The sequence below is a fragment of the Alteromonas sp. RKMC-009 genome, from assembly GCF_003584565.2.
Lineage (GTDB): Bacteria > Pseudomonadota > Gammaproteobacteria > Enterobacterales > Alteromonadaceae > Alteromonas.
In genome coordinates, this window is the sequence record NZ_CP031010.1 from 1,183,617 (window position 1) to 1,199,696 (window position 16,080).

Genomic DNA, 16,080 nt, shown 5'->3' on the forward strand with positions numbered 1-16,080 from the left:
GTTCCATCAGGATATTTGTACATACTGCTTCTTTAATTTTTCCGGCAGGTAAGCCATTGTCGTGTTGTAGCCGGTTTCGAATAGCGCTTCTTTGTCAGCGCCGTTGGCATCAAAGTCCACGGCGGAGACCTCTCCGGTATCAATCAAAATAGTGCGCTGCCAGAATTCAGCGTGTACGTACTCCCTTGCCAGTGCCGACATAAAAGTACGGATTAACAGCATGACATAAGTGGGCAGGGCGAAACGGGCTTTCTTCTTGCCCAGGTTCTCTTTTTTCTGACGGCTTTGCAAGCGGAAGCAGACCGAAGGGGTTCCGTCCTGCTGCCAGTCACGAAACAGTGCGTCCTCAGACAGTACCGCGCCGTCCACCAGTAATTTATCTTCGAATTGTTTGAAGGCAAAAATGAGGGGGATCGACATGGAAGCCCTTACTGCAGCGGAGACTTTCACATCCGGTGTTTCTGTCGCATTAAACAGCGCCGGACCGCCGCCGTTCACATCTGTGGCCAGAATATGTAAAGGATAGTTGATGGTTGAAAAGGTGACGCCGTCGAGCTGCTCATCCAGCCATTGTTCGAAAATATCTCCCGATGCCAGGCCGCCTTCACGTAACAGTCGCCACAAAGAAAAATCAGCAAACTGACGGAAGTCAGTATTCAGTGCCAGATGCTTCATTTCGGTTACTGTGAAGCCCCGTGCGTACATTGCCGCAATGATAGAGCCGCCGGATACGCCCACAATAGTGTTGTGTTTTACGTTAAGGTCGTCGAGTGCCTGTAATATACCTATGTGAGCAGGCAGCCGTGTACCGCCGCCGGATAAAATGGGAACGATTTGCTTGGGGAATATTCTGGATACAGACATACACCATCACCTTTTTCACCTTATACAAAGCATAGTTCAAGGTTGAAAAAGGCGACAGTTTCCGCTGTGTGATAAGCGCTTTTCAGTTATTAAATTTAATACTAAACGGCAGCGCTGTGAGCGAGGAACTCTTCGTAGGTACCTTCGAAATGATTGATTTTCTGATCTTTAATTTCGATAACCTGGGTGGCCAGTGAAGAGACAAATTCACGGTCGTGGCTGACAAAAATTACAGTGCCGTCGTAGTTTGCCAGAGCATTATTCAGTGCCTCAATAGATTCCATATCAAGGTGGTTAGTAGGCTCGTCCATTACCAGTACATTGATATCCTGCAGCATTAACTTGCCAAACAACAGACGGTTTTTCTCACCACCGGAGCAAACACTCACTTTCTTATTGAAATCATCAGAGGTAAACAGCAAACGACCCAGCATGGCTTTAACCTGCAGATCATCATGCTTTGGTCCGCGCCACTGGCTCATCCATTCAAATAAAGTCAGATCGTTGGCAAAGTCACGGTTGCTGTCCTGAGGAACGTAACCTACTTCAGCGTTTTCTGCCCACTTTACCATGCCCTCATTGGCGTCCAGTTCGTTGATCAGACATTTCAGCAGGGTGGTTTTGCCGGCACCGTTTTCACCGATAATGGCCAGGCGGGCTCCCGCTTCTAAAAGCAAATTACCGTTACTGAAAAGTGGCAATTCAGGGAAGCCGTGCCCCAGGTCTTCAAGAGTAATCGCCAGACGGTGCAGCTTCTTGTGCTGTTTAAAAATGATGTATGGCTTACGGCGGCTGGACGCTTTAATCTCGTTCAGCTCAATTTTCTCAAGACGCTTTGCCCGTGAAGTTGCCTGCTTGGCTTTTGAGGCGTTAGCTGAGAAGCGGGCTACGAAACTTTGCAGCTCTTCAATCTCTGCCTTTTTCTTATCATTTTCATGATGGAGCTGTTCCAGCGCAGCGGCAGCGGCTTCTGAGAAATCGTCATAGTTACCGGGATAAATACGTAATTCACCGTAATCAATATCGGCCATGTGAGTACAGACGGAATTTAAGAAGTGACGATCGTGAGAAATAATGATCATCGTAGACTTACGCTTGTTGAGCTCTTCAGCCAGCCAGTTGATGGTGTAGATATCGAGGTTGTTAGTCGGTTCGTCCAGTAGCAGAATATCCGGATCGGCAAATAACGCCTGTGCCAGTAAAACACGAACTTTTTTACCCGGCGCGACTTCCTTCATCAGACCAAAGTGATAGTCTTCCTCAATGCCGGCAGCAATTAAGATATCTCCAGCACGGGCTTCGGCGGTATAACCATCCATTTCAGCAAAACGGGTTTCCAGATCGGCAACACGCATACCGTCTTCTTCACTCATGTCTGCTTTGCTGTAAATCTCGTCACGTTCCTGCTTCACTTCCCACAGTTCGTTATCTCCCATGATCACAGCATCAACCACCGACATTTCTTCGAAGGCGAATTGATCCTGATTCAGGATCCCTAGCTTAGTGCCCGGGGCGAGTGATACATTCCCGGCGGAAGGGGTAAGCTTGCCGCTTAAAATTTTCATGAAGGTTGACTTACCACAGCCATTCGCGCCAATCAGGCCGTAGCGATTGCCGTTACCGAACTTAGCGGAGATATTTTCGAACAAAGGCGCAGAGCCAAACTGCATGGTGATATTGGCGGTGGTGATCACAACAAATTCCCGGAAAACAAAAAAGAGGTACACGTGAGTGCATTCAAGGCCGCGCAATATAAAGAATCCTGCCGGCTGTGTCGAGGTTAAACTGGCTAAAAGTCGCGCAATAGCGCACCGGTGGGTCAATCTGTCACGAAGGTGACTGAAATGTTAAAAAAATGAGAATGCCATTGACCTTTATTTGACCGTGTCGTAATGTAATGAAAGCGCTTTCATAATCAGCGGGAATGGAATTCAATCGCGCTCAACTGAACAGTGCTTTCTTTTTGAGAAGATTTGTAAGCGCTTACAAAATTAATTCGACCGCACAGACGGGACGAAAACTAAAGACAAATTTCCGGCAACGCCTGCTTGCCGGAAGTTGAAAACAGGGCTGAACACAATGACTAAAACATTTTTACAATTGTCGCGGCTGGCGGCCGCAATATCGGTCACAACCCTTGTGGGATGTGGCGGTGGCGCCACCACAAATACGGACGTGAATATTGTTGAGCCAACGGTACCAGTAACAGACTGGGAGTTGGTATGGAGTGATGATTTTGACGGGTCTTCTATTGACGGAAATAACTGGACTCATGAAGTCAATTGCGCCGGTGGTGGCAACAACGAATCCCAGTGCTACACCGACAGTCCTGAAAATGCATTTGTCTCTGACGGCACGCTAAAAATTGTCGCGTTACCCGCCGCAGAAGGGGCGGAGAAGCCTTACACATCAGCCCGACTCGTTACACAGTACAAAGCAGACTTTAAATATGGCCGTTTTGAAATGCGCGCAAAGCTGCCCTCTGGTCAGGGAAGCTGGCCGGCATTCTGGATGATGCCTACCGATTCTGTTTATGGTGGCTGGCCGCGAAGTGGTGAAATCGACATCATGGAAGCGGTTAATCTGAAAGCCATGGACGCCGACGGTAACCCGGAAGCAAACATTCACGGTACCCTGCATTACGGCAGTGAGTGGCCGAATAACAAATACAGTGGTAAGGCCTATAAGTTACCGGACGGCGCTAATCCAGCTGACGATTTCCATACTTATGCGGTGGAATGGCAGGAAGGCGAAATTCGCTGGTATATGGATGATTACCTGTACGCCACACAGCGAAAGTCAACGGTGCGTTACAACAGCAAAGGCGAAGCGACCGGTCTGGCGCATCGTGGCTGGTATACCGAATACTTCGATCAAACCAGCGGCGAATTACAGAACTACTACACCAATGCACCCTTCGATCAGGAGTTCTTCATGATCCTGAATCTGGCGGTGGGCGGCGACTGGCCATCTAACGTGAATGAGCTGGGTATCGACCCGGAAGCCTTCACGGAAGGACAAACGTACGAAATCGATTATGTGCATGTTTATCAATGTTCAACTAATCCGGATACCGGTAAAGGCTGTGAAACTGTGCGCCCCGGCTATGACTCTACAGATGATGCTCTGGTAGAAGGTGAAGCGCCCATTCCTTCACCACCTTCCAGCGGTGTGGCACAGAACCTGACCATCTTTGGTGGTACCGATAATCCGAACTGGCCAGCATGGGACTGCTGTGGTGGCTCAACGCCTGCCATCGTCGACGATGCCGAAAAAGGTGACGTTTACGAATTCTCTATTGGCGCAACACCAACTGTAATGGGGTTCGTCAGTCGCAGTACCTTTATTACCGATCCAAACGGTCAGGCAACCCCTTTTGACGGTGCGCCTATGGTGGAAACCGGCAGTGTAAAGTTTGATTTGAAAGTCACGTCGCTGCCTTCTGAAGCCAGTGCTGCCTGGCTGTTCAAAATTGAAAGCTCAGAAGGGTCAACCGCTGTAGAGTTTCCACTGGCAACCGGCTACACGGGCCCGAATGAATCTGCCGGCGATATGCCGGAAGAGGGCGTGTGGGAAACTTATGAATTTCCGCTTTCCATGCTCGATGAAGCTGGCCTGGATGTGAGCGCCATTGACGTCATTATGGTGTTCCCTGCCTGGGGCGCGGGTGACGGAGCAACTTACCGCCTGACCAACGTGGAAATTTCTGCAGAATCCAGCTACCCGGAACTGGTGATTTTTGAAGATGCTACAAACCCTAACTGGCCTATGTGGGACTGCTGCGGCGGCTCAACCCCTACAGAAGAAATGGATGACGATGCCCACGGCCTGACCGCTGAATTCCGTATCGGTGCCGAACCTACTGTAATGGGCTTTATTACCCGTCCCGCTGACGGTGGCGGTGACACCCCGTTCGACGCCACTGCACTGGCAGACGGCGGCCTGCTGCAGTTCGATATGCGTGTTGTGAGCTTGCCAAACGATGCCTCTGCAGCCTGGTTATTTAAGGTGGAATCTAACGGTGCTTCTACGGCCATTGAATTACCCATCACAGAAAGTGTGGAAGGGGAAGCGCCGGTTGAAGGCGAGTGGCAAACCTACACCTTCCCCATTGCTGACCTGCAGGCCGGTGGTCTGGATATCAGTGCCATTGACGTGATCATGGTGTTCCCGGCCTGGGGCGCCGGTGAAGGTGCGGCATATCGTATCGACAATATGAAACTCTATCACCCGGGTGCCGGTGCGGCAGCAGGTTTAACCCTTTTTGCTGATACCGCCGCTGACATGTGGAGCGTGTGGGATTGCTGTGGCGGTTCTACTCCGACAATAGAAGCCGATGATGATGCCCACGGTGACGTAGCCGAATTCCGTATCGGCGGTACCCCGACGGTAATGGGCTTCCTGGCAGATGATGAGGTGTCTTTCGATGCTACAGCACTTCTTACCACAGGCGCTGTCCGCTTTGAAATGAAAGTGACTTCCATGCCTGCTGACAGCACAGCGCCCTGGCTGTTTAAGATTGAATCTACCGGTGCTGCCACTGCCGTTGAGTTGCCGCTGTCGGAAAGCCTTGAAGGCGTCGATCCGGTAGCCGGCGAATGGCAAACCTATACCTTCCCGCTGCAAACGCTGTCTGATCTTGGTCTCGATGTGTCAGACATCAACGTGGTGATGGTGTTCCCGGCATGGGGACAGGGTGACGGCGCGGTTTACCGCATCGATAACGCAGAAATTGCAGCGCAATAACAAAGCCTCCGGCTAAGCCATACCGGCTCGCCGGAACAATTGATTATGATGAGTAGGTCAACTATGAAAAACAATACATTTAAAAAGACCCGGGTCGCCACATCAATGGCTTTGTTACTGGGTACAACAAGCATGTTCAGCGCGCAGGCACAGGAAGTTGAAGCCGCTGCTGACGAAAGCATGGAAGTCATTCAGGTTAAGGGGATCCGCGGCTCACTGATGCGCTCTCAGGATCTGAAGCGCAATTCCAGCGGTGTCGTCGATGCCATTTCCGCCGAAGAACTGGGTAAATTTCCGGATACCAACCTTGCGGAAGCGTTACAGCGTATTACCGGTGTCACCATCAGCCGTGCAAACGGTGAAGGTAGTCAGATCACCGTACGGGGTTTTGGCCCTGAATTTAACCTGATTACCCTGAATGGCCGTCAGATGCCGGGCACCGGCTTCACTCGCTCTTACGACTTACAGAACCTGTCTTCTGAAGGAGTAAAAACCCTGGAGCTGCAGAAAACTGCACGGGCGGAAAACCCCAGTGGTGGTCTTGGCGCAACGGTAAATATTCTGACTATGCGCCCAATGGATAATCCGGGTCAGCAATTCTCAGTGTCTGCTAAAGGCATTATGGACACCTCTAACGAGGAAGGCAGTGATATTACGCCTGAAGTGGCCGGCGTGTTCACAAACACCTTTGCTGACGATATGTTCGGTATCGGCATTTCGGTATCTCACCAGGAACGTGATTTCCGTCAGCAATCAGCCAGCATTCAGGGGTGGGTGCTTGTGCCCGACGAGGATTTACCCGAACTGGACCCATCCATGGTAGTGGATAACCGTTCTGTCATTACCGATGCGGCATTCTTTCCTAAAGATCTGAACTTTGGCTTTGCCGATGTTCAGCGTGAACGTACCAATGCACAGGTCACGTTCCAGTTCCGCCCTACCGATAATTTCACGGCAACGGTGGATTACACCGCATCAGACGCCGTCACCGGCACTAACAGCTTTGGTTGGGGGATTTGGAACAACTTCGGGCCGAATATTAATTCCTATGAACTGGACGAAAATGGCACTGCATTGTATGCCGATATTGCCGGTGATGACGGTTCTGCTACAGCCAGCCGTAACACCACCGAGGTGAATGCCCGCTCTCTGGGTGTAAATCTTGAGTGGCAAATCACTGATGATTGGGAAGTATCAGTGGATTATCACGACTCCTACAATCAGATTGATAATGGCAAGGACAAAGGGTTAGGCGGCAGTGGCCAGGTCATTCTTGGCTCCGATCAGCTGATTTCCAAAGTGTACGATTATCGGGAAGGTGATATTCCCAGCTATTACATCAATTGGAATAACGGCACCAACGAGCTGATGCCCGGTGAAATTGATTCTAACTTCAGTCAGTTTACCCGTAATCAGGGCCGTTCGGACATTGAACAGCTACAAATCGACAGTACCTGGTATAACTCGGTTTTTGACAGCATTCCACTGGTGAAGGTCGACTTTGGTTATGCCCGTACCGAACAGTCGTTGGGGGCAACGGACGCATGGGGTGGATTACGTGGCGGCCCCGGCTTCAGTCCGTCCTATACTGAAATTTTCCCGGATAGCATGTTTACCCGCCATGATACCGGTGATTTCCTGGATGCATTCAGTGGCGGCGGTGATGCGCTGAATCCTAATTATTTTTACACCTACAGCTTTGACGAAGCGATCACCCGGCAGTTGGCTTACCTTACGGCAGACGTGACCGGTGACAGCAACGTTTACTCCATCGATCCGTTCTTTAATGCGCCAACGGTGAACTTTGTCGAAGAGATCACCGATTCTGTTTACGTACAGACAGAGTGGGATTTTGATATTGGTGAATTCTATGTGCAGGTAAATGCCGGTGTGCGCTACGAAGAAACTGAAGTGCCCAGTTCCGCGCAGGTGCGGGTGCCGACGCAGGTAAACTGGGTCGCACCTTCTGAGTGGATCACTGAATATCAGTCGGAACTTATCCTGCAGGATTTCACCGGTGAATACGACATTCTGCTGCCCATGTTCGACATTAAAGTGGACGTAACAGAAGATGTCGTCGCCCGTTTCTCATGGGGTAAATCGATAACCCGTGCGCCTATTGGCTTGCTGCAAGGAGGCCGTGCATTTAGTGGCAGCCCCAAAATTGGTGCCCGTACCGCGTCTGAAGGTAACACCGGCCTGAAACCTTACGAGTCGCAAAACCTCGATTTGTCAGTGGAATGGTATTACAGCGAAGACAGCTATGCCTCCGTCGGCCTGTTCCGCAAGAAGGTGAGTGAGTATATCGAGACCACCGGGGGCGATCAGACCTTCGAAGGGCTGCGTGATATTTACCAGGGACCGCGGTGGAACGAAGCCGTTGCGGCTCTTGAAGCTGATGGTGTGCAGGCCACAGACAGTGCCATTTTCCAGTATTTTCAGGATAACGGCTACGCTAACGCAGAAGGTGTTGTTGAGCCAAACGCTGATGATCCACTGATCACCTGGCGTGTTACCAAGCCGCGTAACCTGCCGGATTCCCGCACTGTGGATGGTATTGAACTGGCCGTTCAGCATACTTTCGGTGAAACCGGCTTTGGGGTTGGAGTGAACGGTACGCTGGTTGACGGTGATGTGAAGTATGACCCCTATATTCTCGAAAGCGGTCAGAACCCGCTGGTGGGTATCGGTGATTCTGCCAACTTCCAGATGTTCTACGAAAAAGAAGCGTTGTCGGTAAAAGTGACTTATGCATGGCGTGCAGGCTATCTGCAGGGCATGGGACAGGCACAGGGTTCATCTGATGTACCACCAACACAGGCAGACTCTTTCGGTCAGTGGGACTTCAGCATCAACTACGATTTCAACGAACATTTCACCGTGTTTGTTGAAGGCGTAAATGTAAATAACGAGACTGAACGTGGCTACGGCCGTTTTGAGGAACAATTCCTTTACGCCCATCAATATGGTCCGCGTTATACCCTCGGTGCCCGGTATACGTTCTGATAAAAACAACAGGACCACATTTGTTCAGGCCGCATTGCATTTTGCTTTGCGGCCTTTTTTATATGCAAAGCCTTTTCAGAATACTTCTCCGTTAGCGTCCATTTCGGTGAGATAAACCCTTACATCAAACTCTAACTGGTGGTAGTCCGGCTGCATATGGCGGCAAAGCTGGTAGAAGGCTTTGTTATGATCTTTTTCTTTAAGGTGAGCCAGTTCGTGCACCACTATCATATTCAAAAAGGGCTCAGGCGTATTTTTGAATAAATCGCTGACCCGCAGTTCGTTTTTACTTTTCAGCTTCCCGCCCTGATTTCTCGCTACATAGGAGTGCAACCCCAGCGCGTGATTCACGATATGAATTCTACCGTCGTAAACGACTTTGCTTAATGGCTGGGTTTTCTTCATGTAACGGTTTTTGATGTCCATGGCGTACTCACGCAAATCACGGTCATTGTTAATGTTGTGCACGGACGGGTAACGGGAGCGGAGCCAGTCGCCCAACTGATTGTTGTCGATGAGGTGGCGGATCTGATCCTGAAGATGTTGAGGGTAATGAGATAAATAGGTCAGTGGCCGGGACATGATGAATGCATAAATAATAGTGTGGCGGTCAGTATACAACATGATTAACCGCACACCATGCATCCGGCTTTGATTATGCGGATCTGCGGCTGAATATTAAACCTTTGACAGGATTTTACTATGGATAGATGGAGCAGGAGTGAATGGATGGTAGACTGTGCGCCGGGCATTACGGGAAGCGACGTATGAATTGGTTTAGTAAGGGGAAGGCGGCATTGATGCTGGCTGTTTTAATCGCCGGAGTGGCAATCTGGCAATGGTCTGCAGCAGAAGCGCCACTATTTGATAACCCTGATACGGTTGCGGCGACGGAACCCTTACCGGCACAATTCTTTGAGCATGAGGTCAGCCCGGTTTTGACGAAGCGTTGCGTGGTATGTCACGCCTGCTACGACGCACCTTGTCAGCTTAAAATGACAGCGCCGGAAGGTATTGCCCGCGGAGCGAATAAAGAGAAGGTTTACGAAGGTACCCGCTTAACTGCTGCACAGCCAAACCGGTTATTTATCGATGCGCATTCTGAAGACGCCTGGCGCAAGCGTGGCTTCTTTTCTGTTTTACCTGATGAAGACAGCGACGTTGTACAGGAAACGCAAACCTCTGTGCTGGCGCAGATGCTGTTATTAAAGCGGGCCAATCCGCAACCTGATACCACCCACCTTGGAGACGGTTTCGATATCAGCTTAAACAGAGAGCAGCAATGTCCGACACTTGATGAAATGGGGCGTTATATTGCAGACCAGCCGCTTGGGGGCATGCCTTACGCGTTACCGGGCCTGAATGCTGAAGAAGAACTGACACTGCTAAGATGGCTGCAGCACAATGCACCCTTATCTGAATCTCCTTCGTTAGACGAAAAGACTGTCGCTAAAGTATCGGAGCTGGAAACGTGGCTGAATGCAGACAACAACAAAGCGAAATTGTCTGCGCGATATATTTATGAGCATCTGTTCACCACCCATTTGTACTTTGACGGCCTGAGTCCCGAAGGCGAAACACCACAGTTTTTTGATCTTGTGCGGTCAGCCACGCCGCCGGGTAAACCGCTTTCGGTCATCGCAACCCGCCGGCCCTTCGACGACCCCGGTGTTGAGCGGGTGTGGTACAGGCTCCAGCCTGTGTTCTCAACCATTGTCAGCAAAACCCATCAGCCGTATGTGATTGATGACGATTTACGGGCTAAATGGCAGGCCTGGTTTGTGGATGCAGAATTTGATGTGCCGGCATTACCCTCTTATAAACCGGATGTAGCGGCAAACCCTCTCACATCCTTCACTTTGTTACCGGTGAAAAGCCGGTACCGTTTCATGCTGGAGCGGGCACAAAATACCATCATGGGGTATATCAAAGGGCCCGTTTGCCGTGGTCAGGTAGCGCTGAATGTCATCAATGATCGTTTCTGGGTGTTCTTTGTCGATCCGGAAGTGGCGGCTTCAGAGGAGCTTAATGAATTTTATGCCTCTCAACGGGAGAATCTGCATCTGCCGGCGGAAAAAGACAGTACTGCATTAGCAGTAAGCTGGGTGAAATACGCCCGTCGCCAGGGCGAATACATGCGTGCCAGAACAGCATTTCTTAATGAAGCGTTTAAGCAGGGTGAACACCTGAGTTTACAAAGTGTCTGGGCCGGCGACGGCAAAAATACTAACGCCAGTCTGACCGTATTTCGTCATTTCGACAACGCCACCGTGGTGAAAGGTATGGTGGGTAAACCGCCGAAGACTGCATGGGTGATTGATTACGCACTGCTTGAGCGTATCCACTATTTGCTGGTGGCCGGATTTGATGTGTATGGCAACTACGGCCATCAGTTGATGACAAGGCTCTACATGGATTTCCTGCGAATGGAAGGGGAATCGAATTTCCTGACATTACTGCCGCCTGAAACCCGCCGTACCCAGTTAGCTGACTGGTATCAGCATGCCGGACCGGAACTGACAGATTACATTGAGGGTGATATCAACAGCTTTGAGCAGGACACCGGGATTGAATATGACACCGGCAAACCCAAAGGGGAGTTGTACCGCCTTCTGGCCTCTTATCTCAAGGGTGTTCAGCCGGAGAATACAGGATTACACAGTGATGTACTTAACGAAGAACAGCTTGCCGCGCTGGCTACCATAGACGAATTACCTGCTCAGCAAGCCACAATTATGCCGGAAATCACGATGATTATGGTGCGAAGTGACGAAAAACCGGAAGACTTCGACGTGTTCACTGTGCTGAGAAACAGCGCACACTTTAACGTAAGCAGCCTGTTTGAAGAAGATAAGAACCGTGACCACGCCAACGATTCACTGACACTGGTTCAGGGCTTTCTGGGCAGTTATCCTGATGTATTCTGGCAGGTTAATGCCTCAGATATTCCGCAGGTCGTAAAACAGTTGAGTAAAGTGAAAAACGAAAGTGACTATCAGCGTCTGTTAGATAAGGTGGGGGTACGCCGTACCAACCCTGAGTTCTGGTCATTCAGTGATGAGCTTATCAGATGGTCAGAAGCCCGTTATCCCGTTGACGGCGGTTTGCTGGATTACAACCGGTTAGAGGACCGGTAGGGGCATTGGCTGAATATTATATCCAGCCAATAAGCGTTACTCCCCATGCAACAGCAGCCATCGCAATTGCAACCATGACGGCTGCTGAAGCGAGATCTTTGGCGAGTCCGGACATTGGGTGTAACTCCAGTCCGATACGGTCAATGGTGACCTCAATGGCGGTATTAATAATCTCCGCAAACATGACGAACAGGACTGAAATCAGTAATAACCCTTTTTGCTGAATCGGAATATCCCATGCTACCAATACAATAAGCGCGCCGGCCAGAAGCAGTAGCTCTTGTCTGAATGCCGCTTCATTCGTGGCTAGCCATTTGAGCGCTCGCCAGGAGTGACCGGCAGCAAGTATGATGCGTCGCATCCCGCCGGGCTTTTTCGTGTTATTGAAGTAAACAACATTGCTGGTAGATTTATTTACTGGCATGTGGCGAATATATCCTGTTCAGATTGATAGGTAGTGCTGACAACGCCGGTTAAGCCCAGAAGCGTGTCATATAAATTATCCTGAGAATAAGGGCGATCTTTCAGTGATTTTGCGCAACTTAACTTAGCCGTCATATCATCGCCGTTTCGCCAGTAAAGCATAGGGACGTGGGTTTGTTCTTCCGGCGCTAAACTGTAAGGAAAACCGTGAAGGTATAAGCCTTTTTCTCCCAATGATTCACCATGATCAGACAGGTAAAGCAACTGTGCGTTTTCCACGGCTTTAAGCTGCCCGATGATGTGACTTAAAACAAAGTCGGTATACAAAATGGTGTTGTCGTAGGTATTCGATAACTGCGTCATGTCGCAATTTTGAATATCGCTCCTCGCACAGTCAGGCGCGAAGCCGCTGAAGTCCCCGGGATACCGGCGATAGTAAGTCGGTCCGTGGGACCCTATCATATGCAAGACTATCAAACGCTTCTTCTGTGTGTTTTGTTTAAGCGTTGCCTCCAGCTGGTTAAGCAATATTGCATCCAGACAATAATCGCCGTCGCAGAAACGTTCATCCCGCGCCGGGTCGTAAGGGATTGTTTCAATGCGGCTGCAAACCCCTTTGCAGGTGCTGTTATTATCAATCCATGTCACTGAATAACCGGCTCGATGAATGATATCCAGAACATTGTCCTGGCTATGAGCTATACGGCTGTCATAGTTGTCCCGGCTTAAACGGGAAAACATACAGGGTACGCTTACGGCAGTTGCTGTTCCGCAGGAAGTAACCTGAGTAAAACTGACCACCTTCTCATCTGATAACAGTGGGTTAGTATTTTTACTGTAGCCATTCAGACTAAAACGGTCAGCTCTGGCTGTTTCGCCCACCACCATGACGATAGTGTCGGGTAAGTCCCCGGTGTTTTCAGCAAGGGTGGGCTTACTGTCTAAAATACGATAGGGCAAAGGGGGGATAAATAATTATCGCGCAGGTATTTGTAGCCAGCATCGTAGAAAGCGAGGGGCGTAATTTGTTTGATGATGTTCCGGTTGTTTCTGCCTACTGCCGCATAATCTTTATAAAAAAGAGCTGCGATCAGCGCAATCGCCACAATGGCAATGCCGTTAATCATCAGAATATGTTTAATACTTTTACTGAACGCCGTTTTGATTTCCATATTACACAGTGCGAATACAGGCAAAATGCCCAGTACGCAGAAGAACAAAACAAAGCTCGCGTTGAGATAAGAAAATGCTTCTCCTGAGTTCGTTTCTATCAGGTTTTGAATCATGCTTTTATCGAACAGCAGGCCGTATGCTGTCATGCCGTAAAATATCAGTGATGCAATAATGATGTGTAACGCGGAAATCATCCGCGGAAAAATTAACCCCCCGCTCAGAGTGGTAAAAAGTATCAGCAGGCTGAACAGCAATACAGGAACCGTGGCCAGAAAGGCATAATCTTTTATGCTGTCAGGCGATACGGCTTGCCATACCGTGCTCAAAAAAGGAGCATTAAAAAGCAGGGAAATAAGCAAGCAGGAAGACACAAGCGTTTGTGCCGGGGTCAGCTTAAATTTTAGTAAAGCGAAAATACGCATCCTGTGGGGGCCGGGTTAATCTTATTTCGCTGCATCTTAGGGCTGGATCCTTAAGAATGACTTAAGACAGACTGATTGTTCTGGGGCCGTTATACAAATAAATATGTGCATAAAAAGCAAAGAGTTACATCTTCAGCTAATCTTAAGTTTTCTGGTATACACTTCGACGATTTAGTTTTTAAAAGAGGTTGGCGATGAGAGTATTGCTAATTGAAGATTCCGATGCGCTCAGACGTAATATTACCATCGGACTTAAAAAGTTAGGCTATGCCGTGGACAACGCTGCTACCGGAACGGATGGCCTGAACATGGCGCTTCTGGGCGAATATGACATCGTGATCCTTGATCTCATGTTGCCTCACCTCGACGGTATGGAAATTCTGACGGTATTAAGAAAGAAAAACATCGATACCCGGGTAATTATCCTGTCGGCCCGCTCCGGGCCTGACGATAAAGTTAACGGTATCATTGCCGGTGCTGATGATTATCTGGCAAAGCCGTTTTCCTTCGATGAATTATGTGCCCGTATGGTGAACCTGATGCGTCGGGGAAAGCTGGTTCACAGTGATGACAAAGTGGTGGTGGGAGACTTTACGTTAGATCTGCAAAGTAAGCTTTTACTGCTGAATCAAACGCCGGTAGATCTGACCCCCAACGAATACCGGATTGTGGAGTGCTTGTTTCACAATAAAAACCGCATAGTGACATCAGAGCGCCTGAGTGAGTCTATTGCCGGGAGTTATGACATGGTGTCTAAAAATGCCATTGAAGCCCATTTGTCTGCGGTAAGAAAGAAAGTGCGTAAACTGGGCGGCGAATTGCCGGTTAAAAATAAGCGGGGATTCGGCTATATGGTCGCTGAGGAACTATGATCTCTATTCGCAAAACACTCACCCGACGCTTATCTGTTGCTATTTCATTGCTGATAGTCACTGCCTTGTTGATTACAGATATTGCTGTAGATGGTTGGGTAGAACGACAGTTCAATCATGCGGTACATGACAAAATTGGCCTGTTAGAAACGCTGGTCGATGAAGACACGACCGGCGTCGAATTTGAGTTCGCCGGTGAATACTATCCGGAATTTACCGGCACCAATGATCCTGAGTATTTTCAATTATGGTACGACGGAGAAACTTTCGAGAAGTCAGCCACACTGCACATGCACAGTATGAATGCCTTGCCATTTAAGGCGGTTCAGGAAGGCGAAACAGTACTGGAAGATATTGTTTTACCTGATGGCAGGAACGGGCGTATAGCTTACACCCGGTTCATTCCTCAAATCGATACCGAAAACAGAGAGGCCTATTTCGCCACAAAACAAAAAGGCGAGCGCAAACCGATGACACTGGCCTACGCGGTTTCGATTGAGCAATTACAGTATTCACTTTGGCTCATCGACGCCGCTTTCATTCTGGCACTTATCATTGTTCCATTAACGGTGCGCTTTACCGTGAAAAACACGGTGGCATATGCATTAACCCCATTGGACGACTTTATTGGACAAATCCGCAATACGCGCTTAATCGATAACCCTCAACCGATGCAAATGAAAGTGCCGGTTGAAGAATTACTCCCGGTGGTTGAGAGCCTTAATTACTTTATTGCAGAAAACAGTCGCCATTATCAACGGGAAAGAAGACTTACGTCTGATATTGCCCATGAGTTGAAAACCCCGGTGACTGAACTTATCACCATGGCTGAAATTGCGACCCGCTTTCCCGATGATGAAGAGTTAGAAGCTCACTTTAAACCCGATGTCTTAACGATTGGTTTAAGGATGAAAAGTATCATCTCAGGGTTAATGATTTTACACAAATACTCTAATCAGAAACTGGCTTGCGCAGACATTATCGATGTTTGCGATCTGCTTACAAAAGTGATTGATTCTGAGGGAAGTGGAAGGGTGCATCTGGTCTTTGATGAAGCTACAGATACAACTGTGAAAAGCAATTTATTTGCGCTGGAGTCCGTATGTACTAATCTGATTGCCAACGCATTACAGTACAGCCCGACTGACTCGCAAGTGACTTGTAATATTGAAAAGCTTACCGGTGATACTCTGGATGTTGTGGTAAGCAATACCATGCAAAAACCGGTGAGCGACGAAGAGTTGCAATTGATGTTCGAGCCTTTATGGCAACACGATCCCGCCCGTACTTCGACAGAAAACTTCGGCCTCGGACTGGCTATCGTCAAAACGCTTCTGAAAGCGGTGGATGCCGGCATTCGGGTGAGTGCTGATGGGGGCGATATCGCCTTTCGGGTTAGTTTGCCGGTGTAGTGTCAAAGCCCGTCATACCAACTCG

General features: G+C 49.2%; 11 protein-coding genes. 5 read left to right on the forward strand and 6 right to left on the reverse strand.

The window, feature by feature from the left end:
- Positions 1-6: 6 nt before the first annotated feature.
- Both DS731_RS05135 and DS731_RS05140 read right to left on the reverse strand, forming a co-directional pair.
- Positions 7-864, reverse strand: a complete 858-nt coding sequence (locus tag DS731_RS05135; protein ID WP_119500314.1) for a patatin-like phospholipase family protein — start codon at positions 862-864, stop codon at positions 7-9.
- Between the two features lie 101 nt (positions 865-965).
- On the reverse strand, positions 966-2,558 hold the full coding sequence (locus DS731_RS05140; RefSeq protein WP_119503311.1) for an ABC-F family ATPase: 1,593 nt from the start codon (positions 2,556-2,558) through the stop codon (positions 966-968).
- A gap of 385 nt (positions 2,559-2,943) precedes the next feature.
- On the opposite strand from DS731_RS05140, the gene DS731_RS05145 reads away from it, so the two are divergent.
- Both DS731_RS05145 and DS731_RS05150 read left to right on the forward strand, forming a co-directional pair.
- The gene (locus tag DS731_RS05145; RefSeq protein ID WP_119500315.1) at positions 2,944-5,610 is read left to right on the forward strand and encodes a glycoside hydrolase family 16 protein; all 2,667 of its coding nucleotides are present in this window, start codon (positions 2,944-2,946) and stop codon (positions 5,608-5,610) included.
- Between the two features lie 63 nt (positions 5,611-5,673).
- Positions 5,674-8,616: a TonB-dependent receptor gene (locus DS731_RS05150; RefSeq protein WP_119500316.1), complete on the forward strand. Its 2,943-nt coding sequence runs from the start codon at positions 5,674-5,676 to the stop codon at positions 8,614-8,616.
- A 75-nt stretch (positions 8,617-8,691) separates the two neighbouring features.
- Here DS731_RS05150 and DS731_RS05155 read toward each other — a convergent pair whose 3' ends face one another.
- Positions 8,692-9,198, reverse strand: a complete 507-nt coding sequence (locus DS731_RS05155) for a M48 metallopeptidase family protein (RefSeq protein ID WP_119503312.1) — start codon at positions 9,196-9,198, stop codon at positions 8,692-8,694.
- 185 nt (positions 9,199-9,383) lie between these two features.
- On the opposite strand from DS731_RS05155, the gene DS731_RS05160 reads away from it, so the two are divergent.
- Positions 9,384-11,753 (forward strand): fatty acid cis/trans isomerase, encoded by a 2,370-nt coding sequence (locus tag DS731_RS05160; RefSeq protein WP_181013651.1) that lies wholly within the window; start codon positions 9,384-9,386, stop codon positions 11,751-11,753.
- Positions 11,754-11,769: 16 nt separating this feature from the next.
- On the opposite strand, the gene DS731_RS05165 is transcribed toward DS731_RS05160, so the two are convergent.
- From DS731_RS05165 to DS731_RS22210, 3 genes are read right to left on the reverse strand one after another with little or no spacing between them, the layout of a single operon-like run.
- A complete protein-coding gene (locus DS731_RS05165; RefSeq protein ID WP_119500318.1) occupies positions 11,770-12,177 on the reverse strand; it encodes a diacylglycerol kinase in 408 nt (135 codons plus the stop codon).
- Positions 12,168-13,136 carry a phosphoethanolamine transferase gene (locus tag DS731_RS22205; RefSeq protein WP_232373484.1) on the reverse strand — a complete coding sequence of 323 codons (969 nt, stop codon included), beginning with the start codon at positions 13,134-13,136 and terminating at the stop codon, positions 12,168-12,170. Before DS731_RS22205 ends, DS731_RS05165 begins: the two co-directional genes overlap by 10 nt.
- Positions 13,118-13,675 carry a phosphoethanolamine transferase domain-containing protein gene (locus DS731_RS22210; protein WP_232373485.1) on the reverse strand — a complete coding sequence of 186 codons (558 nt, stop codon included), beginning with the start codon at positions 13,673-13,675 and terminating at the stop codon, positions 13,118-13,120. The genes DS731_RS22205 and DS731_RS22210 overlap by 19 nt, the downstream gene beginning before the upstream one ends.
- A gap of 290 nt (positions 13,676-13,965) precedes the next feature.
- Here DS731_RS22210 and DS731_RS05175 point away from each other — a divergent pair, with 290 nt between their 5' ends.
- Entirely contained in the window at positions 13,966-14,643 is a 678-nt protein-coding gene (locus DS731_RS05175) for a response regulator transcription factor (RefSeq protein ID WP_119500319.1), read from the forward strand.
- Positions 14,640-16,055 carry a sensor histidine kinase gene (locus DS731_RS05180; RefSeq protein ID WP_119500320.1) on the forward strand — a complete coding sequence of 472 codons (1,416 nt, stop codon included), beginning with the start codon at positions 14,640-14,642 and terminating at the stop codon, positions 16,053-16,055. The genes DS731_RS05175 and DS731_RS05180 overlap by 4 nt, the downstream gene beginning before the upstream one ends.
- The last annotated feature ends 25 nt before the right edge of the window (positions 16,056-16,080 follow it).

What these genes read in the sequence shown, in the direction of transcription:
- DS731_RS05150 (WP_119500316.1), top strand. Translation starts at nt 5,674, where the DNA reads ATGAAAAACAATACATTTAAAAAGACCCGGGTCGCCACATCAATGGCT.
- DS731_RS05175 (WP_119500319.1), top strand. Translation starts at nt 13,966, where the DNA reads ATGAGAGTATTGCTAATTGAAGATTCCGATGCGCTCAGACGTAATATT.
- DS731_RS05165 (WP_119500318.1), bottom strand. Translation starts at nt 12,177, where the DNA reads ATGCCAGTAAATAAATCTACCAGCAATGTTGTTTACTTCAATAACACG.
- DS731_RS05135 (WP_119500314.1), bottom strand. Translation starts at nt 864, where the DNA reads ATGTCTGTATCCAGAATATTCCCCAAGCAAATCGTTCCCATTTTATCC.
- DS731_RS05155 (WP_119503312.1), bottom strand. Translation starts at nt 9,198, where the DNA reads ATGTCCCGGCCACTGACCTATTTATCTCATTACCCTCAACATCTTCAG.
- DS731_RS05180 (WP_119500320.1), top strand. Translation starts at nt 14,640, where the DNA reads ATGATCTCTATTCGCAAAACACTCACCCGACGCTTATCTGTTGCTATT.
- DS731_RS05145 (WP_119500315.1), top strand. Translation starts at nt 2,944, where the DNA reads ATGACTAAAACATTTTTACAATTGTCGCGGCTGGCGGCCGCAATATCG.
- DS731_RS05160 (WP_181013651.1), top strand. Translation starts at nt 9,384, where the DNA reads ATGAATTGGTTTAGTAAGGGGAAGGCGGCATTGATGCTGGCTGTTTTA.